Source organism: Variovorax paradoxus (assembly GCF_024734665.1).
In the GTDB taxonomy this organism is placed as follows: Bacteria; Pseudomonadota; Gammaproteobacteria; order Burkholderiales; family Burkholderiaceae_C; genus Variovorax.
This window is the reverse complement of record NZ_CP102931.1, coordinates 4398337-4425056: the sequence shown is the minus strand read 5'-3', so window position 1 is coordinate 4425056 and position 26720 is coordinate 4398337. Positions and strand designations below refer to the sequence as shown.

Sequence of the window (26720 nt, the reverse complement as noted above, 5' to 3'; positions counted from 1 at the left end):
CTCTCGTCTATGTCTTGATTTCTGAATACAGGCCGGTCACGCGGTCCATGATCGCCAGCAGGTTCTCGCTGCTGACGAACACGTCGGACATCAACGCAGGCGAGGCGCCGGCGCCTTCGAGGCGCTGCAGGCCCCGGTTGAAGAAGATCCATTGCGCATCGGCCAGCACCAGCTCCTGCCTGATCTGCGCAGTGGCTTCGGGCGCGTTGCGCAGCACTTCGAGCGCGGCCAGGAATTCGGCGCGCGACTTGCCGATCTCGGCCGTGCTGCCCGCCGGATCGATCTGCATGGCCGTGGCCAGGTAGAACTTGGCCATGCGCTGCGACAGCATGCGCTGGCGGCCGGCAATGTTGACCAGCTTGCCCACCGGTTTGCCCGAAGCGGCTTCGTACTGCGCGGTGCCCTGGTTGGCGAGCGCGAGCACCGTGGCGTCCAACTTCACCACTCGGGCGGCTTCTTCCATGCTTGGCGCTGCATCCGTGAGCTCGTTCTTGAACGCGTTCCAGGCGCCGTCGAGCGACTCGTAGGTGGCGCGGATTGCCGGGCTGGGCGCAAAGGCCTTCAGCTCGCCAAGCTGGCGCTCGAACAGCGAAATCGACTTGTCGAGCACCTGCTGCGCATTGCGCGATTCCACCTTCTGCACCAGCGCCAGGTAGGCCTTGCTCGCACGCTGCGACAGCATGCGCAGGCGGCCCGCCTTGTTGATCGCGTCGTTGAGGTCGGCAATCTGCGCGTTGGCGCGCAGGCCGACGCCCAGGCCGGCCACTGCCGCGGAAGCGATGAAGATCCTGCGTTTCAACCCGTTTTCTCCGCTCACGCCGTCAGCGGCGTGAACTGCCGCACGTCCACCGAGGCCTGCGCCGATTCGAACCACGGATCGGGCTCGCCGTCGAGCGCGAACTGCAGGCGCTCCCACAGCGCCTTGCGGCCTTCGGCGTCCTCGAGGATCTTCTTCTTCACGTAGTCCAGCCCCACGCGGCCGATGTAGTGCACCGTGCGCTCCAGGTACCAGCCCTCTTCGCGGTACAGCTGCAGGAAGGCGCCCGAGTACTCCATCACTTCCTCGGCTGTCTTCACCTTCACGAGAAACTGCGCCACCTCGGTCTTGATGCCGCCGTTGCCGCCCACGTACAGCTCCCAGCCCGAGTCGACGCCGATCACGCCCACGTCCTTGATGCCGGCCTCCGCGCAGTTGCGCGGGCAGCCCGACACCGCCAGCTTGACCTTGTGCGGCGAGTACATGGCCCACAGCGCGCGCTCCAGGTCCTTGCCCATCTGCGTGGAGTCTTGCGTGCCGAAGCGGCACCACTCGCTGCCCACGCAGGTCTTCACCGTGCGCAGCGACTTGGCGTAGGCAAAGCCGCTGGGCATGCCGATGTCCTTCCAGACGTTTTCCAGGTCTTCCTTCTTCACGCCCAGCAGGTCGATGCGCTGGCCGCCCGTGACCTTGACGGTCGGAATCTTGTACTTGTCGGCCGCGTCGGCAATGCGGCGCAACTCGTCGGGCGTGGTGTGGCCGCCCCACATACGCGGGATGACGGAGTAGGTGCCGTCCTTCTGGATGTTGGCGTGGCTGCGTTCGTTGATGAAGCGGCTCTGCGGATCGTCCTTGGCCTCCTTCGGCCAGGTGCTGATCAGGTAGTAGTTGATGGCCGGGCGGCAGGTAGCGCAGCCGTTGGGCGTGCGCCAGCCGAGGTTGCGATACACCTCGTCGTGCGTCAGGTAGTGCTCCTTGCGGATTGCGTCGCGCACGTCCTGGTGGCTTGCGTCGGTGCAGCCGCACACGGCCTTTTTCTTGGGTGTGGCCGAGTAGTCGCCGCCGGCGGTGAACATCAGGATCTGCTCGACCAGCCCAGTGCACGAGCCGCAGCTGGCGCTCGCCTTGGTGTGCTTCTTCACCTCGTCGAGCGTGAACAGGCCCTTTTCCTTGATGGCCTTGCAGATGGTGCCCTTGTTCACGCCGTTGCAGCCGCAGACCTCGGCGTCGTCGGGCATGCTCGCGGCCTTGTTGTGGCCCTCGTGGCCGGTGTCGCCGATGTTCGATTCGCCGAACATCAGCTTGTCGCGGATGTCGTGCACGCTGCGGCCGTCGCGCAGCAGCTTGAAGTACCAGCTGCCGTCCACCGTGTCGCCGTAGAGGCAGGCGCCCACCAGCTTGTCGTCCTTGATCACCAGCTTCTTGTAGACGCCGCCGAAGGGGTCGCTCATGACGATCTCTTCAGTGCCTTCGCCGCCCATGAACTCGCCGGCCGAGAACAGGTCGATGCCCGTCACCTTCAGCTTGGTGGAGGTGAGCGAGCCCAGGTAGCGGCCGATGCCGAACTGCGCCAGGTGGTTGGCCGCCACCTTGGCCTGCTCGAACAGCGGAGCGACCAGGCCGTAGGCAATGCCGCGGTGCGCCGCGCATTCGCCGACCGAGTAGATGCGCGCATCGGTCACGGTCTGCATGGTGTCGTTGACGACGATGCCGCGGTTGCAGTGCAGGCGCATCTTCTCGGCCAGCTCCACGTTGGGGCGGATGCCCACGGCCATCACCACCAGGTCGGCGGCCACTTCGGTGCCGTCCTTGAAGCGGATGCTCTTGACGCGGCCATCTTCACCGCCCACTAGGTCTTGCGTCTGCGCGCCCATCAGGAACTTCAGGCCCCGGTCTTCCAGCGACTTCTGCAGCAGCTTGCCCGCCACGTCGTCGAGCTGGCGCTCCATCAGCCAGGGCATCACGTGCACCACTGTCACGTTCATGCCGCGCAGCATCAGGCCGTTGGCGGCTTCCAGGCCCAGCAGGCCGCCGCCGATGACCACCGCGTTCTTGTGCGTGCGCGCGGTCTCGATCATGTAGTCGGTGTCGGCGATGTCGCGGTAGGCGATCACGCCCTTCAAGTCCTTGCCGGGCACCGGCAGCATGAAGGGGTTGGAGCCGGTGCACATCAGCAGGCGGTCGTAGGCGGCCTCGGTGACATCGCCTTGCGAATCCACGGCGCGCACGATGCGCTTGACGCGGTCGACTTCCACCACCTTCTTGCCGGCGTGCAGCGTGATGTTGTTGTCCGTGTACCACTCCCAGCTGTTGAGCACGATCTCGTCGACCGTCTGCTCGCCCGCCAGCACCGGCGACAGCAGGATGCGGTTGTAGTTGGGATGCGGCTCCGCGCCGAAGACGGTGATGTCGTACAGCTCGGGCGCGATCTTCAGCAGCTCTTCGAGCGTGCGCACGCCGGCCATGCCGTTGCCGACCATCACGAGTTTCATTTTCTTCATGGGGCTGGACCTTTCAGGGAAATCAAGCAAACGGGCGCCCGCGGCGCGCGTTCAGAATCGCGCCATGAGCTTTGAAGTGGACATCGGCTACAGCAGCCAGCGCGGACCGCGCGAGCTGAACGAAGACTTCGCCGGTGCAGTGCATGCGCCGTCGGGCGACGAGGCACGCGGCCTCATCGCAGCCATTGCCGATGGAGTGTCGAGCGGCGGGCACGGCCGCGAGGCGGCGCAGACCACGGTGATGGGCCTGCTGGCCGACTACTTCGCCACGCCCGCAACGTGGGAGCCGACCGCCGCGCTCGACCGCCTGATCGGCGCGCAGAACGGCTGGTTGGCCGACCACAACCGCCGGCGCCAGAGCAAGCAGGACGGCGGCACCGCGCTCACCACGCTCACTGCACTGGTGCTGCACGGACAGAGCTACACGCTGGCGCACGTGGGCGACACGCGCGCCTGGCGCGTGCGCGCCGGCGGCGGGCCGGCCGTGCCGCTCACGCAGGACCATGCCTTCGACCACCCCGACATGCGCAGCCGGCTCACGCGCGCCATCGGCCTGGACGACCAGGTGCGCGTTGACTACGCCCAGGGCGACGTGCGCGTGGGCGATTGCTTCGTGCTGAGTTCCGACGGCGTGCACGGCGTGCTCAAGCCGCAGCAGGTGGCCGCGCTGGCCCTGCAGGGCGATGCCGAAGCGGCCAGCGAGGCGCTGGTGCATGCGGCGCTCGATGCCGGCACGCGCGACAACGCGACCGCGCTGGTCATCCGCGTGGTGGGACTCGATGCGCGCCAGCTCGACGACGAACTCGGCGACGGTCGCCGGCTCGCACCGCCGCCCGCGCTGAAAGTGGGCGACGTGCTCGACGGCTACGCCATCACCGCGCTGGTGGCCGACACCGGCGTGCACCTGCTGTACCAGGCGCGGCATCCGCAGACGCGCGAGCTGGTCGCGCTGAAGACGCTGCATCCCTCGCGTGCCGGCGATCCGCAGGAACGCGCGATGCTGGCGCACGAGGCGTGGCTGGGGCTGCGCGTCGGAGGTATTGGCGGCAGTGGTTTCGTTCGTGTGCACGAGCGTGCCGAGAACGCGAGCGCGCTGTACATCGTGTTCGACTGGCATGGCGGGCGCACGCTGGAGCAGTTGCGCAAGGCGAACGCGCGCGGCGCGGTGGCCGAGGTGGTGGCCGCCGGCATCGAGCTGAGCCGTGCGCTCGGCCGGCTGCACCGGCAGGGCGTGATCCATCGCGACATCAAGCCCGGCAACCTGCACCTGGGCGACGACGGGCACTGGCGCATCATCGACCTCGGCGTGGCGCTGTCTGGCCGCGAAGGCGCTGCCCAGCGCGAGCTGCATGCCGGCACGCCGAGCTACATCAACCCCGAGCAGTGGGAGGAGGGCGGCACCGCCGACGCGGCCAGCGACCTGTTCGCGCTCGGCGTCACGCTGTACCAGTGGCTCACCGGGCATCTGCCCTACGGCGAGATCGAGCCCTACCAGGTGGCGCGCTACCGGCGCGATCCGGTCGCGCTCTCGCGCATCCGTCCCGACGTGCCGATCTGGCTCGACCATCTGGTGCGCAAGGCCGTTGCCCGCGATCCGCGCGAGCGCTTCGAAACCGCCGAGGAACTGCTGCTCGCGCTGGAGCGCGGCGCTTCCCGCCCGGTGAATGCGCCCGCCACCACGCCGCTGATCCGCCGCGACCCGCTCGCGCTCTACCAGCTCGCGCTTGGCGTGTCGGTGCTGTTCAACGTGCTGCTCATCGTGTGGCTGTTGTTCCTGCCACGTTGAGCGGAAAACGGCGGGACGTGTCATGAGCGTGCCGTCTTTCGAATATGAGTGGCCGCGGCGTGCGGCGTCGTGACACGCGCACGGCCACCCTTTTCGGCCCAGGTGCGCGTCCAGCGGATCTGCATGACGCGCATCACGCCCAGCATCACCAGCGAGAGCGCCGCGAAGAACACGAAGCCCCAGATGTAGCTGCCCAGATACTGCTTCGACAGGCCCATCGCGTTGGGCACGAGGCCGCCGCCCAGCGCGCCGATCTCGCCGATCATCGAACCGGCCACTGCCGTGCTTGTGGGCCAGCGCAGCGGCACCAGCTGGAACAGCGCGCCGTTGCCGGCACCCAGTGCACCGAAGCAGACGATCAGCACCAGCGTGGTGACGGTCAGCGAGCCTGAAGAGAAGCCCACCAGCACGAGGCTCACGGCCACCACCAGCAGCACCACGGTCAGCGTGTTGACGCCGCCCCAGCGGTCGGAGATCCAGCCGCCCACGACGCGCACCGCCGCGCCCATGAAGGCCGCGAGCATGGTCAGCTGGCCGGCCTGCACCTTGCTCACGCCGAACTGGTCGTAGTAGTAGGAGGGCAGGAAGGTCGTGAGGCCGATGAAGCCGCCGAAGGTCACGCCGTAGATCAGGCTGAACACCCAGCCGTCTTTCTCGAACAGGCAGGCAATGTGCTCGCGGAAGCTCGAATGAGCGTTCACGTCTGGTGGCTCCTTGGCGAACACCACCATCACGACCATCGGAATGAGGATGGCGACAGCGGCCACGCCGTACACCGCCTGCCAGCCCAGCCAGTTCGCCAGAGGCGGCGCCACCAGCACCGACACCGCGGTGCCCACGTTGCCCGCGCCCACCAGGCCCATGGCCAGGCCCTTGTGCTGCGGCGGGAACCAGCCCGAGCCCAGCGACAGCGCCACGCCGAAGCTGGCGCCCGCAATGCCCAGCAGCACGCCCATGGCGAGCAGGTCGTTGAAGCTCTTGACGAAGAAGAAGCCGAACAGCATCGCCACCGCGATCAGGCCCATCTCGACCAGCGTGGCCTTCTTGCGGCCGATGTACTGCGACAGGATGCCCAGCGGAAAGCGCATCAGCGCGCCCGCGATGATCGGCACCGACAGCATCAAGCCCTTCTGCGCCGGCGAGAGGTTGAAGGTTTCGCCGATGAAGGGCGCCATGGCGCCGTTGAGCACCCAGATGCAGCAGGAGAACGAGAAGTACAGGAAGGCCGCGAACAGTGTCGGGCTGTGGCCTGATTGCAAGAAATTCCTGAAGCTGGACATGGCGTTCAAAGATGCGAAAAGCCGCGGCGCGACCCTGGAGAGGTCGTGTCGACGGACGGAGTTGGGGGCGGAGTGCCGGCAGCGGACGCTGTCGGCGTGGGGGTGTGCACGGCGTGTGAATTGCCGGGCCGGCTGCAGGGGCCTGCAGCCTCATCACCAAAGCGGTGCTTCGTTACACCGCGCTCCGTTTCATGCAAGAGGCGTGCCCGCGAGTTCGCGCGGGCGTGGCCTATGCTCGCGGTGCGTTCCCACACCGCTTCCCCAAGATGTCCCTTCTCGTTGTCCTGCCCGATGAACCTGCCGGCCTCGTGCTGCCCGAGGCGCTTGCGCGGGCACTGTCCGTCGCTGGTCTCGACGTGCTCGGCTGCGCGGATTGCGGCAGCTTCGCGCGGCAAGTCGAGGCGCTGGCCCCTCGACAGGCCTTGATTTGCCTGCCTTTGCCCACGCCCGCGCTGCTCGACGCATTGCGCACGTGGGCCGGTCTGCCGCCGTGTGCGCTGAGCCTTGCCAGCGCGCCGTTGAGCGGCGCGCAGCATGAAGAACTGGTCGCGCTCGGCGTGCACGCGTGGATGCAGATCGATGCCATCGATGCCGCATCGCTCGCCGCATTGACCGCCCGAGCCCAGTCGCGCTGGCAGCGCGAGGCCACTTTGCGCACCGAACTGGAGAGCCTGCGCACCCGCATGGACGAGCGCAAGTGGGTCGACCGCGCCAAGGGCCTGCTGATGTCCGCGCGCGGCATCGGCGAGGACGAAGCCTTCGGGCTGCTGCGCGGCGCGGCGATGCACGCCAACTTGCGTCTGGGCGAGGTGTCGCGCTCGGTCATCGAGGCGGCGCAGTGGGCCGACGCGATCAACCGTGCCGGGCAGCTGCGCATGCTCTCGCAGCGGCTGGTGCGCGTGGCGGCGCAGTTGCTGGGCAGCATCGACGCGCAGCGGGCGCGGGTGCTGCGCACGCAGTCGGCCGAACGGGTGCAGCAGAACCTTGATCATCTGGCGGCCCTCGGGCTCGGCGCGGTTGGCGCGCAGGCGCTGGGGGATGCGCAAGCCGCGTGGAGCGGGCTGGCCACTGCCTTGACCGCACGGCCGACGGCAGCAGGGCTGGCCGACATCGACCAGCGCGCGGAAGTGCTGCTCTGCGCCGCCGAGGCCTTGACTGAGGCGCTCGAAACCTCGGGCGCACGGCGCGCGCTGCGCATCGTCAACATCTGCGGGCGGCAGCGCATGCGTGCGCAGCGGCTGGCCAAGGACGCACTGCTGGCCGCCGCGCTGAAAGAGAAGGCCGCGAACGCGCGGCTGGTGCCGACCATGGCCGAGTTCGAGGCCGCGTTGCTCGAACTGGAGCACGCGCCGCTCAGCACCACCGAGATCCGCGCCGCGCTGGCCAGCGCCCGCGACGAATGGCTGCGGCTGGTCGGCGGCGTGCGCACGCTCGACAGCGCTGACGGCCGTGCCACGCTGGTGCGCTCCAGCGACGCGCTGGTCGATACCTTCGAGCGCCTTACCGCGTCGTATGAGCACAGCCTGCAAGTGATCATGTCTTGACGCCGGTTGTGCTGGCGCGGGCGCAGCGTCAGGCCGCGACCTTCTCCACGTGCGCCTGGCGCGTGTAGAGGAAGTCGATCACCGCCTTGCGCGCGTGCACGTAGGCCGGGTCTTCGGCCAGCTCCACGCGGTTGCGCGGGCGCGGAATGTTCACTGCGAGCACGTCGCCGATGGTGGCGGCCGGGCCGTTGGTCAGCATCACGATGCGGTCGCTCAGCAGCACGGCCTCGTCGACGTCGTGCGTGACCATGACGACGGTGCTGTGTGTCTTCTGCACGATGGCCAGCAGCTCGTCCTGCAGCTTGGCGCGGGTGAGGGCGTCGAGCGCGCCGAAGGGCTCGTCCATCAGCAGCACCTTGGGCTCCATCGACAGCGCGCGCGCAATGCCCACGCGCTGCTTCATGCCGCCGGAGATTTCACCGGGCCGCTTCTGCGCGGCGGGCGTGAGGCCCACCAGCGCCAGCGCCGCATCGGTGCGTGCGCGCAGCTGCGCCTTGCTCTCGGTGGCCGCGAACACGCGCTCGACCGCGAGGTACACGTTCTCGAAGCAGGTGAGCCAGGGCAGCAGCGAGTGGTTCTGGAACACCACCGCGCGCTCGGGGCCGGGCCCTTTGATTTCCTTGTTGGCGCACAGCAGCGAGCCTTCGGTGGGCGTGGTGAGCCCGGCGATCAGGTTCAGCAGCGTCGACTTGCCGCAGCCCGAGTGGCCGATGAGCGTGATGAACTCGCCCTTGGCCACGTTCAGGTTCACGTCGCGCAGCGCGACGAAGCGGCCCTTGGGCGTCTTGAACGCCTGCTCGACACCGTGGATCTGGATGTACTTGCTGTCGTCGATCATGACTTCACCTCTTCGAACGTGAATGCCGTTGCCAGCTTGATGAGCGCGAACTCCAGCACCAGGCCGACGATGCCGATCACGAAGATCGCGATGATGATGTTGGCGACGTTGAGGTTGTTCCACTCGTCCCACACCCAGAAGCCGATGCCGACGCCGCCCGTGAGCATCTCGGCCGCCACGATCACCAGCCACGCGGTGCCCACGGCCAGCCGCACGCCGGTCAGCATGTAGGGCAGCACGGCGGGGAACAGGATCTTGGTGAGGATCTTCCATTCGCTGAGGTTCAGCACCTTGGCCACGTTCATGTAGTCGCTCGGCACGCGCTGCACGCCCACGGCCGTGTTGATGACCATCGGCCAGATCGAGCAGATGAAGATGGTCCAGATGGCGGCCGGGTTGGCGCCCTTGAACACCAGGAGACCGATGGGCAGCCAGGCCAGTGGCGACACCGGGCGCAGCAGGCTGATCAGCGGGTTGAACATGCGCGCGAGAAATTCGAAGCGCCCGATCGCAAAGCCCGCCGGAATGCCGACCAGCGCCGCCAGCCCGAAGCCCAGCGCCACGCGCTGCAGCGACGAGAGCACGTTCCAGCCCACGCCCTGGTCGTTCGGGCCCTTGCTGTAGAAGGGGTCGCTGAACACCGTCACGGCCTGCTGCCAGGTGGCTGCGGGCGTGGGGAAGCCGGTGGTGCTTTTCATGGCCACCACTTCCCAGATCAGCAGCAGCAGGCCGAAGCCCGCGAGCGGCGGCAGCACGCGCATCCAGAAGGCGCGCAGGTCGATGGGCGTGCGCACCCGGGGCTCGGGCGCCGGGGCGGGTGTCGGCTTTGGAGTTGCCGGCCTGGCCGCGACGGAAGGGGCCACCTGCGTCACCTGTGCGGTGGTCGCTTCGAGCGGCGAGTGAAAGACTGCGCTGACCATGGTGTTCTCCCTATGCATGAAGCTTGAACGACTCGGCGTATTTCTTCGGGTCCTTGCCGTCCCAGACAGAGCCGTCGAACAGCTTGCTGGTGCGCATCGTTTCCTTGGGCACCGGCGTCTGCGTGGCTGCGGCGGCCTGCTTGTAGATGTCGATGCGGTTGATCTCGGTGGCCACCTTCAGGTAGTCGGGGTGTTCCTTCAGCAGGCCCCAGCGCTTGTGCTGCGTGAGGAACCACATGCCGTCCGAGAGGTACGGGAAGTTCACGGCGCCGCCGTTGTAGAACTTCATGTGGTTGGGGTCGTCCCAGCTCTTGCCCAGGCCGTTGGTGTAGCGGCCCAGGATGCGCTGGTTGATGGCGTCCACGCTGGTGTTGACGTAGCTCTTGTCGGCGATGGTCTCGGCCATCTTGTTCTTGTTTTGCAGGCCGGTGTCGATCCACTTGCCGGCCTCGAGGATGGCGGCGGTCACGGCGCGTGCGGTGTTGGGGTATTTCTTGGTGAACTCGGCCGTGGTGCCGAGCACCTTCTCGGGGTGGTCCTTCCAGATGTCCTGCGTGGTGATGGCCGTGATGCCGATGCCGTCCATGATGGCGCGCTGGCCCCAGGGCTCGCCCACGCAGTAGCCGTCCATGTTGCCCACGCGCATGTTGGCCACCATCTGCGGCGGCGGCACGGTGATGTTCTTCACGTCCTTGAACGGATCGATGCCGGCGGAGGCGAGCCAGTAGTAGAGCCACATGGCGTGAGTGCCGGTGGGGAAGGTCTGCGCGAAGGTGTATTCGCGCTTCTCGCTGGCGATGAGCTTGGCGAGCGAGGCGGCATCGACCGCGCCCTTGTCCGAGAGCTTCTTCGACAGCGTGATGGCCTGGCCGTTGTTGTTGAGGGTCATGAGCACGGCCATGTCCTTCTTGGGGCCGCTCACGCCGAGGTGCACGCCGTAGATCAGGCCGTAGAGCACGTGGGCCATGTCGAGCTCGCCGTTGACCAGCTTGTCGCGCACGCCGGCCCAGCTGGCTTCCTTGCTGGGCACGATCTTCACGCCGTACTTCTTGTCGATGCCGAGCACCGAGGCCATCACCACGCTGGCGCAGTCGGTCAGCGGGATGAAGCCGATCTTCACTTCCTCCTTCTCGGGCTTGTCAGAGCCCTGGGCCCAGACGGCGGCGCGCAGCGCCGGGTCGATGCCGACGGCGCCGATGGCAGCGGCTTGCAATACGCGGCGTCGGCTGAGGCGGGTTTTGAGCAGGTCGGTCATGGGGCGGGGCTCCGGTTGAAGACAAACAAGAACAAGAAAGACAAAAAAGAAAAGGCGTCCGCACCGCGCAGGGGCTGCTCGAAAACGAGCCCTTGCGGGATGGGGACGCCTTTGTCCGGTTCGGTGGGAGACACCCGCCATTGGGTGCCGCCTGCCTGAAGACCCATTGAGGGGTCTACGAACTTATTGCTTGCAAGCGGTGTGCCAGCCTTCGGACCCGCAGGCCGCTATCAAGAAAGTAGCTGGATGCGGCGGTGCAGCGCGGGTGAGAGCCCGATCAGGCGAGAAGATGCCGACTGCACGGTTGTTGTGCACTGCACCAAGTTGAACGGCTGCAACGGTCTCAGCGCGGCGGCGTGCGGTCGAGCATGGGCAGGTAGTCGGCCATTGCCAGCATCGACTCGGCCACATCGACCAGCCGCCGCTTCTGGTTCATGGCGGTCTGGCGCAACATCTTGTGCGCGTCTTCTTCGCTGAGCCGGCGGTGCGCCATCAGCAGGCCCTTGGCGCGTTCGACGATCTTGCGTTCGTTGAGCGAGGCGCGCACGGTTTCGAGCTCGTCGCTCATGGCCTGCAGGCGGTGCGACTGTTCCTGGACCATGTCGAGCACCGAACGCTCAAGATGGCGGCCGAACTGGGCGGGCGCGGCCGACTGCGCATCGGCATCGTCGAAGAACAGGGCGCCGGCCTGCGGGGCCAGCGTGTCGAGCAGCTGCCGGTATTCCTGCAACTCGCTGCGCGCCTGCACGGTCTTGCGCTCGCACAGCGAGCGCAGGTCGGCGGCCAAGCGGTCCTCGACGATCTTCATGGCGTCGATGCGGCGGGTGCAGCAGTCGAACCAGGCCTGGCTGAGCGGCACGTCAGCCGGCGCTGAGGCGGCACCGCGGCGGCGGATGCGTTCGAGCTCGGCCACTTCGGCATCGGGCTGGCTGTTGCGCCAGAGCGCGAGCACGGTCTCGCCGGAGAAATCGGCAAACACCTGGAAGCAGCGCTCCTGCGATTCGATCAGGTGTAGCCATTGCAGGCGCTGCGCCTCGTCGCTGCGGCCCATCGCCAGCGCGGCGGAGCCGAAGGCGCGCTCCTGCCCGGCGAATTCCTTGCCCTGCATGAAGTTGAACATCGCGACCAGCAGGCGCGAGATCTCGGGGTCGGTGGCGCCGTCGGCCGCCTCGAACACCACCGACAGCAGGCCGGCGACGAGCTTGGCGAACGCAGCGGTGGACTGCGCGGGCTTCAGTTCGAGCGCGTCGATGCGGCGGCGCAGGCCGGGCAGGGCGTCCAGGCCGGGGAGCACCCAGGCGATGCGGCTGAACAGGCGCGCGCTGTTGCCGGGGCCCGCACCGCGGTGGTTGTCGGCCTCGAGCTGGTCGAAGCCGGCGCGCACCTCCTGCTCGAGCGCAATGCATTCGGCGATCTGCGGGCCGCGCTGGTCGGCGAAGCGGGCGCCGCGCGAGGTGAGGAACATGTTCGACATGCCCCGCTCGCGCTGCAGCGCGTGGACGAGGCGGCCGATCACGCCCACCAGCTCGCTGGTGCGGGCGAGCTGATCCAGCTCGTCGATTTCGCAGCGGCGAGCGGCAATCAGAAAACTCAGTCCGGATTTCATGGCGGGTGGGCGCGGGGCTCTGGCTCAGTCACTGCAACATCCGTGCCCCGGGGGCGTGGAGGCCGGCACCGTTTGCCCCTTCGCGGGTGCCGGCGGAGGGCGCCGCCTACACTCGGCGGCATGCTCTTGTTGGGAATCGAATCATCCTGCGATGAAACCGGCGTGGCGCTGGTCGAGTCGCACGGCGACGCGCTGCCGTTGCTGCTTTCGCACGCGCTGCATAGCCAGATCGCCATGCACCAGGCCTACGGCGGCGTGGTGCCCGAACTGGCCAGCCGCGACCACATTCGCCGCGTGCTGCCGCTGACCGAAGCCGTCATGGCCGAAGCCGGCCGCTCGCTGGGCGAGATCGACGTGGTGGCCTACACGCGCGGGCCGGGGCTGGCGGGTGCGCTGCTGGTGGGCGCCGGCGTGGCCTGTGCGCTGGGCGTGGCGCTGGGCAAGCCGGTGCTGGGGGTGCATCACCTCGAAGGGCATCTGCTTTCGCCGTTCCTGAGCGCCGATCCGCCGGAGTTTCCGTTCGTCGCGCTGCTCGTGTCGGGCGGCCATACCCAGTTGATGCGGGTGGACGGCGTGGGTCGCTACGAACTGCTCGGCGAGACCATCGACGACGCAGCCGGCGAGGCCTTCGACAAGAGCGCCAAGCTCATGGGCCTGCCGTATCCCGGCGGGCCGTGGCTCGCGAAGCTGGCCGAAGGCGGCAATGCCACGGCCTTCAAGCTGCCGCGACCGTTGCTGCACAGCGGCGATCTCGATTTTTCATTTGCCGGCCTGAAGACGGCCGTGCTCACGCAGGCCAAGAAGCTCGGGGACCAGCTCGAAGCGAACAAGGCTGACCTGGCGGCGTCCACGCAGGCGGCCATCGTCGAGGTGCTGCTGAAGAAGTCGCTCGCCGCGCTCGACCAGACCGGGCTCAAGCGCCTGGTGGTGGCGGGGGGAGTGGGAGCCAACAGGAATCTGCGCGAGCAGCTGAATGCTGCGTGCGCGAAGCGCAAGGTGCGGGTGCACTACCCGGAGCTGCACCTGTGCACCGACAACGGCGCGATGATCGCCATGGCTGCGGCGATGCGGCTGCAGTCGGGGCTGTCGCAGGCGAGCGAGCGCTATGCCTTCGACGTCAGGCCGCGATGGCCCATGGCTTCGCTACCGGAGACTGCGTAAGCAGTTGCTTCGATCGGCCGATTGCCGGCAGCGGCAGCACGTCCAGCACATTGCGCCACAGTTGGCGCCACTGCGGCCAGTCGTGGCCACCCTCGGTCGTGAAGACGCGCCCCGGCGGCAGGGCGTCGGCCAGCAGCTTGTGGTTGCTGGCAAAGCGGTCGTCGAGCCCGAAGCCCAGGTACAGCGGCGGCAGGTTCTGCGACGGCTGGGCTTCCAGGTACTGCTGGAAGAAGGGCCAGAGCTTGCGGTCGGGCTCTTCGTCGGGCTGCGGCCCGGTGGGCGCCTGCCAGGTGCGCAGGCCGCCGGCCTTCTTGATCTCCGCGCCGAGCACCCGGCGCCCCAGGTAGGGCGCGAGTGCCACGATGCCGTCCACCGAGCCCGGCCGCGCCAGTTCGTGAATGAGCGCGCCGAAGCCGCCGATGGAAATGCCCACGAGCCAGATCGACTTGTAGCCCTTGGCGCGCTGCGGCTCGATGACCTCGGTGTGGAGGCGATCGCTCAGCGTCTGTTCGTAGTAGTAGGAAACATCCGCGTCCACCAGCAGGGAGTCGGCCGCCAGATGGCGTTCGCGCACGGCTGCGATGAACCCTTCGCGCTCGAACTCGTCGGGCTTCAGGTATGCCCCGGGCAGGAACACCAGGAGCGTGTCGGATTGTTCGTTGGGGTTGGCGGATTGAAGGTGCGTTTTCATGGTGCCTTTGGGGGCACCCGAACCGCACCGTAGCGAGTTCGGTGCGTTTACGAGACGCCCACGAAGAAGAAAGTTCTAGGAAAACGTCACATCATGTGACGTTATCTAGCGCTATTGTGAATAAGGTGCTCGTTTAAAGTCAAAACGAGGCCTTAACTAACATTTTCCTCTTGTGGGCATAGGCCAAATTAGTTGATTTGTAACTGAGTGGCTTGGCTCACGGGGACCAGTTTGCCGAGCTTCAGCGTGAGCACGCCGTTCTCAAGCTTCGCTTCGCTGGTGGCCACGTCGATGTCTTGCGGCAGCTCGTAGGCGGCCTTGAACTGGCGCTTGGCTTCGGCCTTGCTGTCGATGCGCAGCACGGCGCCTTCGATGCTGATCGCGAGGTCTTCGCGCGTGAAACCCGGCACGTCGAGCGAGAGGGTCCAGCTCTTGTCGTCCTGCTCCACGAGTGGCGAGCGGCGGGCACCGGCGAAGGCTTCGTTCACGAAGCGTTCGAACGAGCGGTCATAGGCGCGAGGAGCGAAGCGGGCGGTGCGAAGGGTGGGGGCGAAAAACATGATGAAGAACTCCTGAATCAACACAATGGGGACAAGGAATGTGTGTCCCTTACACTGCGCGGCCGTTCAATCGTGAGTGCCGCTTGACACCTCATCTAGGCGCAGCCGCACGCGTTTCAAGACAATGAATCCCCCCTTTATTTGGCGCCGCGAGGCCTTGAAATTCGCAGCGCTGGCGCTATGCGCGAGGCCCTTCGCCGCGCTCGCGCAGGCATCGGTTTCGGCGCCACCTGCGCCCATTCGCCTGGCTCTCATCGAAAGCATGAGTGGCCCCTTCGCCAACACGGGTGAAGCCGTGTTCCGCAATCTGCTGTGGGCGGTGGAGCGCGTGAATGCGCGCGGCGGCATCAAGCTGTCCGGCGGCGCGCGGCCCCTGCAGCTCGACCGCTACGACAGCAAGGGGCAGAACGAAGAGGCGCTCTCCGCACTGCGCGCCGCGATGGACGACGGCGCGCGCATCGTGCTGCAGGGCAACTCGTCGGCCACGGCCGCGGCGCTGGTCGATGCCATCGACAAGAACAACGAGCGTGACCCGTCGCGGCGCGTGATCTTCCTCAACTACGCGGCGGTCGACCCGGTGCTCACGAACGAGCGCTGCAGCTTCTGGCACTTTCGCTTCGACGCCCATGCCGACATGCGCGTGGCCGCGCTGATGGACGTGGTGAAGGACGACGCAGCGCTCAAGCGCGTCTACCTGATCGGGCAGGACTACAGCTTCGGCCAGGCCGTGCTGCGCGAGGCGCGCCGGCAGCTCGGCGTGCAGCGGCCCGACGTGGAGATCGTCGGCGACGAACTGCATCCGATGGGCAAGGTGAAAGACTTCGCGCCCTACGCCACCAAGATCATCGCGAGCGGTGCGCAGGCCGTGGTCACGGGCAACTGGGGCAACGACCTCACACTGCTGGTGAAGGCGGCGCGCGAAGCCGGTTTCAACGGCACCTTCTATACCTTCTACGGCAATGCATTGGGCGCGCCCGCAGCCATCGGCGATGCGGGCATTGGGCGCGTGATCGCGGTGGCCGACTGGCTGCCCAACGTGCAGACGGCGCAGTCCGAAGCCTTCTATCGTGCCTTCCGCGCGCGCTTTCCGAAGCCAGCCGAAGACTATGTGCACATGCGGCTGGCGCTGATGATCGAAGCGCTTGTACAGGCCATCGAACGCGCGGGCAGTGTCGACGCAGTGCCGGTGGCGCGCGCGCTGGAGCAGGCCGATGTGAGCCTGTACGGCCAGCGCGGGCGCATGCGCGCTGTGGACCACCAGTTCCAGCAGCAGCTCGTGGTCGGCGTGATGGACAAGCAGGGCCGGCCGGGCGTGCAGTTCGACGTCGAGGGCTCCGGCTACGGCTTTCGGGTGGTCAAGACCATCGCCCCCGAACGTGCCGAGCTGCCGACCTCGTGCAAGATGAAGAGACCTTGATGACGATGATGATGAACAGGACGACCAGACATGCGTGAAGCAATCCACAACCTCGAAGCATCGAAGATCCGCGAAGTCGCCAATGCCGGCATGGGCCGCGACGACGTGCTGGCCTTCTGGTTCGGCGAAAGCGACGAAGTCACACCCGAGGTGATCCGCCAGTCGGCCATCGAGTCGCTGCAGCGGGGCGAAACCTTCTACGCCCACAACCTCGGCCTGCCCGAATTGCGCGACGCCATCGCGCGCTACACCAGCGGGCTGCATCCGGCGGTCGACGCCTCGCGCATCGCCGTTACCTCGGGTGGCGTGAGCGCGCTGATGCTCGCGGTGCAGGCACTGGTCGACGCGGGCGACGAAGTGGTCGCCGTGACGCCGGTGTGGCCCAACCTGACGGCGCAGCCGGCGATCATGGGCGCACATGTGCGCACGCTGTCGCTGGTGCCGGTGAATGGGCAATGGACGCTCGACCTGCCCGCGTTGCGCGCAGCGGTCACGTCGAAGACGAAGCTGCTGATCGTCAACGCGCCGAACAACCCCACGGGCTGGACCATGACACGCGACGAGCAGCAGGCCGTGCTCGACCATTGCCGCCAGACCGGCACCTGGATCCTGGCCGACGAGGTGTACGAGCGGCTGTACTACGAGCCGACGCCCAATGGCTGCGCGCCGAGCTTCCTCGACATCTCGAAGCCCGACGATCGCCTGGTCGTCACGCACAGCTTCTCGAAGAGCTTCCTGATGACGGGCTGGCGCCTCGGCTGGCTGGTGCTGCCGCCGTCGATGGTGGACGGCATCGGCAAGCTGATCGAGTTCAACACCTCGTGCGCCAGCGTGTTCACGCAGCGCGCCGCCATCACCGCCATTGCGCACACGAGCGAGATCACGCCGCGCGTGGTGGCGCACCTGAAGCAATGCCGCGACACGCTGGTGCCGCTGCTGGCGGCGCTGCCGGGCGTGCAGGTGGCCTCGGCCAAGGGGGGCATGTACGCCTTCTTCCGGCTCGAAGGCTTCGGCGATTCGCTCGAAGTTGCCAAGCGGCTTGTGGCAGAGGCGGGCCTGGGGCTCGCGCCGGGCAACGCCTTTGCGCCCGAGGCACAGGGCTGGCTGCGCTGGTGCTTCGCGTCGAAAGATCCGCAGCGGCTGGTGAAGGGGGTGGAGCGGCTGCGTAACTGGCTGGCGGAGCAGCAACCCGGCAAGGGCTGAGCCGGCTGCAATTTCGTTCAATACGCGGCGTGCCGGGGTCGCGAAGCTCGGGCTTTTCTCGAAAGCGAAGGCTCGGCATGTTGTCGCAACGGTTGAAGGGGATGGCGCTGTGCGCGCTGGCAATGGTCACGGCGGGCAGTACGGTGGTGGCCAGCAAGGTCATCGCGGGCGGGCTGCCTCCGTTCACCGCGACCGCACTGCGGTTCGCGATGGCGCTGCCGGTGTTCCTGGTGCTGCTGCGGCTGACCCGCACACCATGGCCGCGACCCGGCCGGCGCGATCTGGCGCTGCTGGTGTGCCAGGCGGGTCTGGGGAGCGTGGGCTACACCGTGCTGCTGATCCTGGGCGTGCGCTGGGCGCCGGCCGCCAGCGCGGGCGTGGTGGCGGGCACCTTGCCGGCTGTGGCGGCGCTGGTGGCGGTGATTGCGCTGCGCGAGCGGCCGGGGCGGTTTCTGGTGGGAAGCATCGTGCTGGCGACGGCGGGGGTGCTGGCAATCAGTTGGCCCGGGGCGGGCCCGGTTTCAGCGGGGGACTCGAAATCTCCCGCGGCGCTGATCGGCAACCTGCTGGTGCTGGGCGCGGTGGTCTGCGAGGCAATGTTCATCCTGCTCAACAAGCGCCTGCGGGTGCCAGTGCGTCCGCTGGCGCTGTCGACGCTGATGACGGCCTTCGGGCTGCTGCTGTCGCTGGTGCCGGCCCTGTTCGAGCGGGCATGGGAGCATCCTTTGCCGGCGGAGGCGCTGGCCGGCGTCGCCTACTACGCGCTCGTGCCGACGGTGTTGGGCTTCGTACTGTGGTTCGCCGGATCTTCCCGGCTGCGCGGGGCCGAGGCGGCGCTTTTCACGGCCGTTTTGCCGGTCTCGGCGCTGGCGCTTGCCGCGCTCTGGCTGGGTGAAAGCATCAGCCTGGCGCAGATCGGCGGGGCGGTTTGCGTGCTGGGCGCCGTGGGGCTGGCTTCGCTCGATGGAAGGCCCCGCAAGGGGCCTGAAAGCCCGATCAGGACGGTCGGGCTATAATTCCAAGGCTTTGCATGCCGCAAGGCGCACGGTGGGTGCAGTTCCAGCGCACACCGCAAGTCAAACATCCCGGAACAAGGAAATCAACATGATCGCAGCCTCCATCAAGGCAGAAGTTGTCAAGGACAACGCCCGCGCCGCCAACGACACCGGCAGCCCCGAAGTGCAAGTCGCACTGCTGACCGCCCGCATCAACGAGCTCACCCCCCACTTCAAGACGCACGCCAAGGACCACCACGGCCGTCGCGGCCTGCTGCGCATGGTGAGCCGCCGCCGCAAGCTCCTCGACTACCTCAAGTCCAAGGACGCCGACCGTTACACCGCGCTGATCGCCAAGCTGGGTCTGCGCAAGTAAATCGAATCGCATGAAAAAACGCCTGGGTTAGTCCGCTAGCTCAGGCGTTTTTTACTTCGCGATCCACTTTCGGAGTGCCCAAACAGAGCGAAGCTGTGTCATTCCAATGAAGTTCGCCCCGAGCTTCGCTGGAATGGCATCGTGTTCTGAGAAGCCTCCGTCTCTTGCGGATTCTGTGTAGTCCGCTATCAAAACAGGAGCAAAACATGAGCCTCTTCAACAAAGTCACCAAGTCGTTCCAGTGGGGCGACAAGACCGTCGTCATGGAAACGGGTGAAATCGCCCGCCAGGCCAGCGGCGCCGTGCTCGTCGACATCGACGGCACCGTCATCCTCGCGACCGTGGTCGCCTCCAAGTCGGCCAAGGCCGGCCAGGACTTCTTCCCGCTGACCGTCGACTACATCGAGAAGACCTACGCCGCAGGCAAGATTCCCGGCAGCTTCTTCAAGCGCGAAGCCAAGCCCAGCGAACATGAAACGCTGACCAGCCGCCTGATCGACCGCCCGATCCGCCCGCTGTTCCCCGAAGGCTTCCTGAACGAAGTGCATGTGGTCATCCACACCGTGTCGCTCAACCCCGAAGTCGATGCCGACATCGCCGCCATGATCGGCGTGAGCGCCGCGCTGTCGATCTCCGGCGTGCCGTTCAACGGCCCGATCGGTGCCGCCCGCGTGGGCTACATCAACGGCCAGTACGTGCTGAATCCGGGCCAGACGGCTCGCAAGGATTCGCAGATGGACCTCGTCGTCGCCGGCACACAATCCGCGGTGCTGATGGTCGAATCCGAAGCCCTGCAACTCAGCGAAGAAATCATGCTGGGCGGCGTGGTGTTCGGCCACGAACAAGCCAACATCGCGATCAACGCGATCCATGAACTCGTGCGCGACGCCGGCAAGCCGGTGTGGGACTGGCAAGCACCCGCCGAAGACGAAGCCTTCGTTGCCAAGGTCAAGGGCTTGGCCGAAGAAAAGCTGCGCGCTGTCTATCAAATTCGCAGCAAGCAAGCCCGCACGCAAGCCCTGCGCGAAGCCAATGCCAGCGTGATGGCATCGCTGAAGGAAAGCGGCGAGCCTTTCGACGCCGGCAAGGTCAACGACCTGCTGTTCTCGATCGAATCGAAGATCGTGCGCAGCCAGATCCTGTCGGGCGAGCCCCGCATCGACGGCCGCGACACGCGCACCGTGCGCCCCATCGAAATCCGCAACTCGGTGCTGCCCCGCACCCACGGTTCGGCCCTGTTCACGCGCGGTGAAACCCAGGCGCTGGTCATCACCACGCTCGGCACCGAACGTGACGCTCAGCGCATCGACGCGCTGGCCGGCGAGTACGAAGACCGCTTCCTGTTCCACTACAACATGCCTCCCTTCGCCACCGGCGAAGTGGGCCGCATGGGCTCGACCAAGCGCCGCGAAATCGGCCACGGCCGCCTGGCCAAGCGCGCACTCGTCGCCGTGCTGCCGAACAAGGAAGAGTTCCCGTACACGGTTCGCGTGGTGTCGGAAATCACCGAGTCGAACGGCTCGTCGTCGATGGCTTCGGTCTGCGGCGGCTGCCTCTCGATGATGGACGCCGGCGTTCCCATGAAGGCTCACGTGGCCGGCATCGCCATGGGCCTGATCAAGGAAGACAACCGCTTCGCGGTGCTGACCGACATCCTGGGCGACGAAGATCACCTGGGCGACATGGACTTCAAGGTTGCGGGTACCACCAACGGCATCACCGCGCTGCAGATGGACATCAAGATCCAGGGCATCACCAAGGAAATCATGCAGGTCGCACTGGCGCAGGCCAAGGAAGCGCGCATGCACATCCTGGGCAAGATGCAGGAAGCCATGGGCGAGGCCAAGGCCGAAGTCTCCAGCTTCGCACCGCGCCTGACCACGCTGAAGATCAACCCCGAGAAGATCCGCGACGTGATCGGCAAGGGCGGCTCGGTCATCCGTGGCCTGCAGGAAGAAACCGGCACGACGATCAACATCGACGAAGACGGCACCATCACCATCGCTTCGACCGATCCGGAAAAGGCCGAACTGGCCAAGAAGCGCATCGAGCAGATCACGGCCGAAGTCGAAATCGGCAAGGTCTACGAAGGCCCGGTCACCAAGATCCTGGACTTCGGTGCGCTCATCAACCTGCTGCCCGGCAAGGACGGCCTGCTGCACATCAGCCAGATCGCGCACGAACGCGTCGAGAAGGTGACCGACTATCTGAGCGAAGGCCAGATCGTGAAGGTCAAGGTTCTGGAAACGGACGAGAAGGGTCGCGTCAAGCTGTCCATGAAGGCCCTGACCGAGCGTCCCGCCGGCATGGAATACAGCGAGCGCCCGCCGCGCGAAGACCGCGGTGACCGTGGCGATCGCCGTGAACGTGGCGATCGCGGCGACCGCGGTGGTGATCGTGGTGGTGAACGCGCACCGCGCTTCAACAACGAGCAGCAGCAACAGCCGCGCAACGAGCAGCCGCAGGCCCCGGCCGGCGAGCAGCAGCAAGCCCCGCGCGAGCCTCAGGAGTAAGAAGGGCGCAACGGCGGTCTCCGGCCGCCGTTGCTATCTTTTGAACATCAAGCTTCGCCCCATCTGCGGGCGTTGGAGGCCGAAAGACCATGAAAGCCATTGAAATCACTTCGTACGGCGCCCCTGAGGTGCTGCGCGTTGCGCAGCGTCCCGACCCGGTAGCGGGTGCGGGCGAACTGCTGATCCGTGTGGCGGCAAGTGGCGTCAATCGCCCGGACGTGCTGCAGCGCAAGGGGCACTACCCCGTGCCGCCGGGCGCTTCCGATCTGCCGGGCCTCGAAGTGGCCGGCGAGATCGTCTCGGGTGACGCTGCGGCGCTGGCCGAGGCGGGCTTCAAGGTTGGTGACCGTGTCTGTGCGCTGATCGCCGGTGGCGGCTATGCCGAGCTGTGCGTAGCGCCCGTGGCGCAATGCCTGCCGGTGCCCAAGGGGTGGAGCGATATCGATGCAGCTTCGCTGCCCGAAACCTTCTTCACCGTCTGGAGCAATGTGTTTGACCGTGGCCGCCTGCAAAAGGGCGAGACGCTGCTGATCCAGGGCGGCTCGAGCGGCATCGGCGTCACGGCGATCCAGATCGCCAAGGCGCTCGGTGCGACCGTGATCGTCACGGCCGGCAGCGACGACAAGTGCGAAGCCTGCCTGAAGCTTGGTGCCGACCATGCCATCAACTACCGCACGAGCGACTTCGTCGAAGAGGCGAAGAAGCTCACTGGCGGCAAGGGTGTGGACGTGGTGCTCGACATGGTCGCCGGCGACTACGTGGCGCGCGAGATCGAGTGCCTGGCCGAAGATGGCCGGCTCGTGATCATCGCGGTGCAGGGCGGCGTGAAGAGTGAGATCAATGCGGGCCTCGTGCTGCGCAGGCGGCTCACGATCACCGGCTCGACGCTGCGTCCGCGGCCAGTGGCGTTCAAGGGCGCTATTGCCAAGGCCCTTCGCGAGAAGGTGTGGCCGCTGCTGGAAAGCGGTGCGATCAAGCCCGTGATCCACAGCATCTTTGCAGCGGCGGGCGAGCCAAGTGGCGCAGCCCAGGCTCACGCGCTGATGGAATCGAACCAGCACATCGGCAAGATCGTGCTGACATGGTGAGTGACGGGAAGACGAACGCGATGACGACCAAGAAGAAACTGATCGCTGGCAACTGGAAGATGAATGGCAGCCTGGCTGCCAACGAGGCGCTGGTAAAGGCCTTGCAACAAGGCCTGGCCGCAAGCCCGGCGGCTTGTGACGTGGCGCTGTGTGCGCCTGCACCGTACTTCGCGCAACTGCAGTCGCTGCTGGCAGGTTCGCCAGCACTGGCGCTGGGTGCGCAGGACATTTCGGCGCATCCGCAAGGAGCATTCACCGGCGAGCAATCGGCGGCGATGCTGAAGGACTTCGGTGTGCGCTATGCCATCGTTGGTCACTCCGAGCGTCGGCAATACCACGGCGAGACCGACGAAGTGGTTGCGGCCAAGACAGCGGCAGCGCTGGCCAATGGCATCACGCCGATCGTCTGCGTTGGCGAAACGCTGGCACAGCGCGAAGCAGGGCAGACCGAAGAAGTCGTCAAGCGTCAGCTGGCTGCGGTCATCCATGTGAACGGTCATTGCATCAGCGAGATCGTCGTGGCGTACGAGCCCGTCTGGGCCATCGGCACGGGCAAGACCGCCACGCCGGAGCAGGCGCAAGCGGTGCATGCGGTGCTGCGCGCGCAGTTGCATCACGCAGCGAGCGAGCATGCCGCCGGCATCCAGATTCTTTATGGCGGCAGCATGAACGCCGCCAACGCCGCAGAACTGCTGGCGCAGGCCGACATCGATGGCGGCCTCATCGGTGGCGCTTCGCTCAAGGCGCCCGATTTTCTGCAGATCATTTCCGCCGCTGCGCGCTGAACGCGCAACGGCTGTATCACTTAGGAGTAAGAACGAATGAACCTGGTCCTCAATCTACTGGTCGGCGTGCAGATGCTGACGGCCCTCGCAATGATCGGCCTGATCCTGATCCAGCACGGCAAGGGCGCCGACATGGGTGCGGCCTTCGGCAGCGGCAGTGCTGGCAGCCTGTTCGGTGCCAGCGGCAGTGCCAACTTCCTCTCGCGCACCACGGCTGTGCTTGCTGCGGTGTTCTTCGCATGCACGCTGCTGCTGGCCTATTTCAGCCATGCACGTCCTGCAGGCGGTGGCAGTCTTCTTGAGCGCGCTGCAGTGGGTGCACCGGCCACGCCGGCTTCTGGTGCAGCGAGTGAAATTCCTGGTGCGGCGGCTCCCACTGCGCCTGCTTCGGCTCCTGCTGCCCCGGTTTCGGGCGCGGGCCAGATTCCGAGCAAGTAATCAACTCGTTTTCATGAGTTGCCTGTGAGAAATGGCTTCATTTCAGGGTAAACTCTAAATCTGTTCGGAAAGCCAAATGCCTCTTGCAGGTACCTCATGCCATCCGAACAGCAAAAACCGCGGTCGTGGTGAAATTGGTAGACACGCTATCTTGAGGGGGTAGTGGCGAAAGCTGTGCGAGTTCGAGTCTCGCCGACCGCACCAAATCTCATCGGCAGAAAGCCTCATCCAGGGGCTCCTCTTGCCGGTGGCAAGCGGTGAAAAACTCTCGATGAATCTCGACTCCTACCTCCCCGTCCTTTTGTTCATTCTGGTCGGAGTCGGCGTAGGCGTCGCCCCTCAGGTCATCGGATACATTCTCGGCCCCAACAGGCCCGACGCCGCAAAGAACGCTCCCTACGAGTGTGGCTTTGAAGCCTTCGAGGACGCGCGCATGAAGTTCGACGTGCGCTACTACCTCGTTGCGATTCTCTTCATCCTGTTCGATCTCGAAATTGCCTTTCTCTTTCCGTGGGCCATTGCGCTCAAGGAGATCGGTGCTGTCGGCTTCTGGGCCATGATGATCTTTCTCGCCATCCTCGTCGTGGGCTTTGCCTACGAGTGGAAAAAAGGCGCGCTCGACTGGGAATGACAAGGAATCACGATGGCCATTGAAGGCGTTCTCAAAGAAGGTTTCGTCACCACCACCTACGACTCGGTGGTGAATTGGGCGAAGACCGGATCTCTCTGGCCGATGACCTTCGGCCTCGCATGCTGTGCGGTGGAAATGATGCACGCGGGCGCCGCCCGCTATGACATCGATCGCTTCGGCATGCTGTTTCGCCCCAGCCCGCGCCAGTCCGATCTGATGATCGTGGCCGGCACGCTGTGCAACAAGATGGCTCCGGCCTTGCGCAAGGTCTATGACCAGATGCCCGAGCCGCGCTGGGTGTTGTCGATGGGTTCGTGCGCGAATGGTGGTGGCTACTACCACTACAGCTATTCCGTCGTGCGCGGCTGCGACCGCATCGTGCCGGTCGATGTCTACGTTCCGGGTTGCCCGCCCACCGCCGAGGCTTTGCTCTACGGCGTGATCCAGTTGCAGCAGAAGATTCGCCGCACCAACACCATTGCCCGCGCCTGAGGGATTGCCGACGATGACTGACTTTGCAATTTCGCCGGAGGTGCTGCGCGCCACCATCGCCGAGACGCTCGGCGCCAAGGCCAAGAGCGTGACGCTCGCCCTGGAAGAAGTGACCGTGGTGGTCGGTGCTGCCGACTACATCGAAGCCGCCTTGCTGCTGCGCGATGCGCCCGGCTGCCACTTCGAGCAGCTGATCGACCTTTGCGGCATGGACTACTCCGACTACCGCGAAGGCGAGTGGCAGGGCGAGCGCTACTGCGTCGTCACCCACCTGCTGTCGGTAAGCCTCAACCAGCGCGTGCGCCTGAAGGTGTTTGCACCGAACGAAGACCTGCCTGTGGTCGATTCGCTGCAGCCCGTCTGGAATGCCGCCACCTGGTTCGAGCGCGAAGCCTTCGACCTCTACGGCATCGTGTTCGACGGTCACGACGACCTGCGCCGCATCCTGACCGACTACGGCTTCATCGGCCACCCGTTCCGCAAGGACTTCCCGGTGTCCGGTCATGTCGAGATGCGTTACGACGAAGAACAGAAGCGCGTGGTCTACCAGCCGGTTTCCATCGAGCCGCGCGAAATCACTCCGCGCGTGATCCGCGAAGACAACTACGGCGGCGGTTTGCACTGATATGGCCGAAATCAAGAACTACACACTCAACTTCGGTCCCCAGCACCCTGCGGCACACGGCGTGCTGCGCCTGGTGCTCGAGCTGGACGGCGAAGTGATCCAGCGCGCCGACCCCCACATCGGCCTGCTGCACCGCGCGACCGAGAAGCTTGCCGAATCGCGCACCTTCATCCAGTCGCTGCCGTACATGGACCGTCTCGACTACGTGTCGATGATGAGCAACGAGCACGCGTACTGCCTCGCCATCGAGCGGATGATGGGCCTCGAGGTGCCGATCCGCGCGCAGTACATCCGCGTGATGTTCGCCGAGATCACCCGCCTGCTGAACCACCTGCTGTGGCTCGGCGCGCACGGTCTGGACTGCGGCGCGATGAACATGCTCATCTACTGCTTCCGCGAGCGCGAAGACCTGTTCGACATGTACGAGGCCGTTTCCGGCGCGCGCATGCACGCGGCGTACTTCCGTCCGGGCGGCGTGTACCGCGACCTGCCTGACGCGATGCCGCAGTACAAGGTCAGCAAGATCAAGAATGCCAAGGCCATCGAGCGCCTGAACGAAGATCGCCAGGGGTCGCTGCTCGACTTCATCGACGCCTTCTGCAAGCGCTTTCCTAAGATGGTCGACGAGTACGAGACGCTGCTCACCGACAACCGCATCTGGAAGCAGCGCACTGTGGGCATCGGCGTGGTCACGCCGGAGCGCGCGCTGAACCTCGGCTTCACCGGCCCCATGCTGCGCGGCTCGGGCATCGAATGGGACCTGCGCAAGAAGCAGCCCTACGACGTCTACGACCAAATGCAGTTCGACGTGCCCGTCGGCAAGACCGGCGACTGCTACGACCGCTACCTGGTCCGCGTCGAAGAGATGCGACAGGCCAACAAGATCATCCAGCAGTGCTCGGCCTGGCTGCGCGCCAACCCTGGTCCTGTCATCACCGACAACCACAAGGTCGCCGCGCCCGCGCGCGAATCGATGAAAGCGAACATGGAGGAGCTGATCCACCATTTCAAGCTCTTCACCGAAGGCTTCCACGTGCCCGAAGGCGAGGCGTATGCCGCCGTCGAGCATCCGAAGGGCGAGTTCGGCATCTATCTCGTGAGCGACGGCGCCAACAAGCCGTACCGCCTGAAGATCCGCGCCCCTGGTTTCCCGCACCTCGCCGCCCTCGACGAAATGTCGCGCGGTCACATGATCGCCGACGCTGTCGCGGTGATCGGCACGATGGACATCGTGTTCGGCGAGATCGACAGGTGAGAA

Annotated in this window: 24 protein-coding genes and 1 tRNA gene; 16 read left to right on the top strand and 9 right to left on the bottom strand. The window is 66.0% G+C overall.

Going from position 1 to position 26720, the window contains the following annotated elements:
* Positions 1 to 7 precede the first annotated feature (7 nt).
* Positions 8 to 799, bottom strand: a complete 792-nt coding sequence (locus NWF24_RS20880; protein ID WP_258350189.1) for a type IV pili methyl-accepting chemotaxis transducer N-terminal domain-containing protein — start codon at positions 797 to 799, stop codon at positions 8 to 10.
* 14 nt (positions 800 to 813) lie between these two features.
* Positions 814 to 3258, bottom strand: a complete 2445-nt coding sequence (nirB, locus tag NWF24_RS20875) for a nitrite reductase large subunit NirB (RefSeq protein ID WP_258350188.1) — start codon at positions 3256 to 3258, stop codon at positions 814 to 816.
* Positions 3259 to 3322: 64 nt separating this feature from the next.
* Between nirB and NWF24_RS20870 the strand changes: the two genes are divergently transcribed.
* Entirely contained in the window at positions 3323 to 5044 is a 1722-nt protein-coding gene (locus tag NWF24_RS20870) for a bifunctional protein-serine/threonine kinase/phosphatase (RefSeq protein ID WP_258350187.1), read from the top strand.
* A gap of 20 nt (positions 5045 to 5064) precedes the next feature.
* Here the strand turns inward: NWF24_RS20870 and NWF24_RS20865 are convergent, their stop codons facing one another.
* Positions 5065 to 6324: an MFS transporter gene (locus tag NWF24_RS20865; protein ID WP_258350186.1), complete on the bottom strand. Its 1260-nt coding sequence runs from the start codon at positions 6322 to 6324 to the stop codon at positions 5065 to 5067.
* A gap of 266 nt (positions 6325 to 6590) precedes the next feature.
* Here NWF24_RS20865 and NWF24_RS20860 point away from each other — a divergent pair, with 266 nt between their 5' ends.
* Positions 6591 to 7868 carry an ANTAR domain-containing protein gene (locus NWF24_RS20860; RefSeq protein ID WP_258350185.1) on the top strand — a complete coding sequence of 426 codons (1278 nt, stop codon included), beginning with the start codon at positions 6591 to 6593 and terminating at the stop codon, positions 7866 to 7868.
* Between the two features lie 28 nt (positions 7869 to 7896).
* Here the strand turns inward: NWF24_RS20860 and NWF24_RS20855 are convergent, their stop codons facing one another.
* From NWF24_RS20855 to NWF24_RS20840, 4 genes are all read right to left on the bottom strand, one after another.
* A complete protein-coding gene (locus tag NWF24_RS20855) occupies positions 7897 to 8706 on the bottom strand; it encodes an ABC transporter ATP-binding protein (protein ID WP_258350184.1) in 810 nt (269 codons plus the stop codon).
* Positions 8703 to 9626 carry a nitrate ABC transporter permease gene (ntrB, locus tag NWF24_RS20850; protein ID WP_258350183.1) on the bottom strand — a complete coding sequence of 308 codons (924 nt, stop codon included), beginning with the start codon at positions 9624 to 9626 and terminating at the stop codon, positions 8703 to 8705. Before ntrB ends, NWF24_RS20855 begins: the two co-directional genes overlap by 4 nt.
* 10 nt (positions 9627 to 9636) lie before the next feature.
* Complete coding sequence (locus tag NWF24_RS20845) at positions 9637 to 10881, bottom strand: CmpA/NrtA family ABC transporter substrate-binding protein (protein WP_258350182.1); 1245 nt, start codon at positions 10879 to 10881, stop codon at positions 9637 to 9639.
* Between the two features lie 343 nt (positions 10882 to 11224).
* Positions 11225 to 12487, bottom strand: a complete 1263-nt coding sequence (locus NWF24_RS20840; protein ID WP_258350181.1) for a nitrate regulatory protein — start codon at positions 12485 to 12487, stop codon at positions 11225 to 11227.
* A gap of 120 nt (positions 12488 to 12607) precedes the next feature.
* On the opposite strand from NWF24_RS20840, the gene tsaD reads away from it, so the two are divergent.
* A complete protein-coding gene (gene tsaD / locus NWF24_RS20835) occupies positions 12608 to 13648 on the top strand; it encodes a tRNA (adenosine(37)-N6)-threonylcarbamoyltransferase complex transferase subunit TsaD (RefSeq protein ID WP_258350180.1) in 1041 nt (346 codons plus the stop codon).
* Here tsaD and NWF24_RS20830 read toward each other — a convergent pair.
* Both NWF24_RS20830 and NWF24_RS20825 read right to left on the bottom strand, forming a co-directional pair.
* A complete protein-coding gene (locus NWF24_RS20830; RefSeq protein WP_093057858.1) occupies positions 13605 to 14339 on the bottom strand; it encodes an alpha/beta hydrolase-fold protein in 735 nt (244 codons plus the stop codon). The two genes, tsaD and NWF24_RS20830, sit on opposite strands and share 44 nt — an antisense overlap.
* Before the next feature lie 188 nt (positions 14340 to 14527).
* Positions 14528 to 14899, bottom strand: coding sequence for an Hsp20/alpha crystallin family protein (locus NWF24_RS20825; RefSeq protein WP_258350179.1), 372 nt, complete (start codon positions 14897 to 14899; stop codon positions 14528 to 14530).
* Positions 14900 to 15023: 124 nt separating this feature from the next.
* Between NWF24_RS20825 and NWF24_RS20820 the strand changes: the two genes are divergently transcribed.
* The 13 genes from NWF24_RS20820 to NWF24_RS20760 all read left to right on the top strand — a co-directional run bounded on the left by NWF24_RS20820 (position 15024) and on the right by NWF24_RS20760 (position 26717).
* Positions 15024 to 16316 (top strand): branched-chain amino acid ABC transporter substrate-binding protein, encoded by a 1293-nt coding sequence (locus NWF24_RS20820; protein WP_258350177.1) that lies wholly within the window; start codon positions 15024 to 15026, stop codon positions 16314 to 16316.
* 30 nt (positions 16317 to 16346) lie between these two features.
* Complete coding sequence (locus NWF24_RS20815) at positions 16347 to 17519, top strand: pyridoxal phosphate-dependent aminotransferase (protein WP_258350176.1); 1173 nt, start codon at positions 16347 to 16349, stop codon at positions 17517 to 17519.
* Positions 17520 to 17599: 80 nt separating this feature from the next.
* Positions 17600 to 18535, top strand: a complete 936-nt coding sequence (locus tag NWF24_RS20810; RefSeq protein WP_375338483.1) for a DMT family transporter — start codon at positions 17600 to 17602, stop codon at positions 18533 to 18535.
* 88 nt (positions 18536 to 18623) lie between these two features.
* Entirely contained in the window at positions 18624 to 18890 is a 267-nt protein-coding gene (gene rpsO, locus NWF24_RS20805) for a 30S ribosomal protein S15 (RefSeq protein ID WP_007837783.1), read from the top strand.
* Between the two features lie 206 nt (positions 18891 to 19096).
* Positions 19097 to 21403, top strand: coding sequence for a polyribonucleotide nucleotidyltransferase (pnp, locus tag NWF24_RS20800; protein WP_258350173.1), 2307 nt, complete (start codon positions 19097 to 19099; stop codon positions 21401 to 21403).
* A gap of 89 nt (positions 21404 to 21492) precedes the next feature.
* Complete coding sequence (locus tag NWF24_RS20795; protein WP_093057853.1) at positions 21493 to 22491, top strand: NAD(P)H-quinone oxidoreductase; 999 nt, start codon at positions 21493 to 21495, stop codon at positions 22489 to 22491.
* Positions 22492 to 22511: 20 nt separating this feature from the next.
* Positions 22512 to 23276 (top strand): triose-phosphate isomerase, encoded by a 765-nt coding sequence (gene tpiA / locus NWF24_RS20790; RefSeq protein WP_375338400.1) that lies wholly within the window; start codon positions 22512 to 22514, stop codon positions 23274 to 23276.
* A gap of 36 nt (positions 23277 to 23312) precedes the next feature.
* Entirely contained in the window at positions 23313 to 23714 is a 402-nt protein-coding gene (gene secG / locus NWF24_RS20785) for a preprotein translocase subunit SecG (RefSeq protein ID WP_258350171.1), read from the top strand.
* Between the two features lie 119 nt (positions 23715 to 23833).
* Positions 23834 to 23918 (top strand) — tRNA-Leu (locus NWF24_RS20780).
* Positions 23919 to 23985: 67 nt separating this feature from the next.
* Positions 23986 to 24345 carry an NADH-quinone oxidoreductase subunit A gene (locus NWF24_RS20775; protein WP_012748607.1) on the top strand — a complete coding sequence of 120 codons (360 nt, stop codon included), beginning with the start codon at positions 23986 to 23988 and terminating at the stop codon, positions 24343 to 24345.
* A gap of 12 nt (positions 24346 to 24357) precedes the next feature.
* Positions 24358 to 24837 carry a NuoB/complex I 20 kDa subunit family protein gene (locus NWF24_RS20770; RefSeq protein ID WP_007837763.1) on the top strand — a complete coding sequence of 160 codons (480 nt, stop codon included), beginning with the start codon at positions 24358 to 24360 and terminating at the stop codon, positions 24835 to 24837.
* 13 nt (positions 24838 to 24850) lie between these two features.
* Positions 24851 to 25462 (top strand): NADH-quinone oxidoreductase subunit C, encoded by a 612-nt coding sequence (locus NWF24_RS20765; protein ID WP_258350170.1) that lies wholly within the window; start codon positions 24851 to 24853, stop codon positions 25460 to 25462.
* A 1-nt stretch (position 25463) separates the two neighbouring features.
* Entirely contained in the window at positions 25464 to 26717 is a 1254-nt protein-coding gene (locus NWF24_RS20760; RefSeq protein WP_258350169.1) for an NADH-quinone oxidoreductase subunit D, read from the top strand.
* Positions 26718 to 26720: the final 3 nt, after the last annotated feature.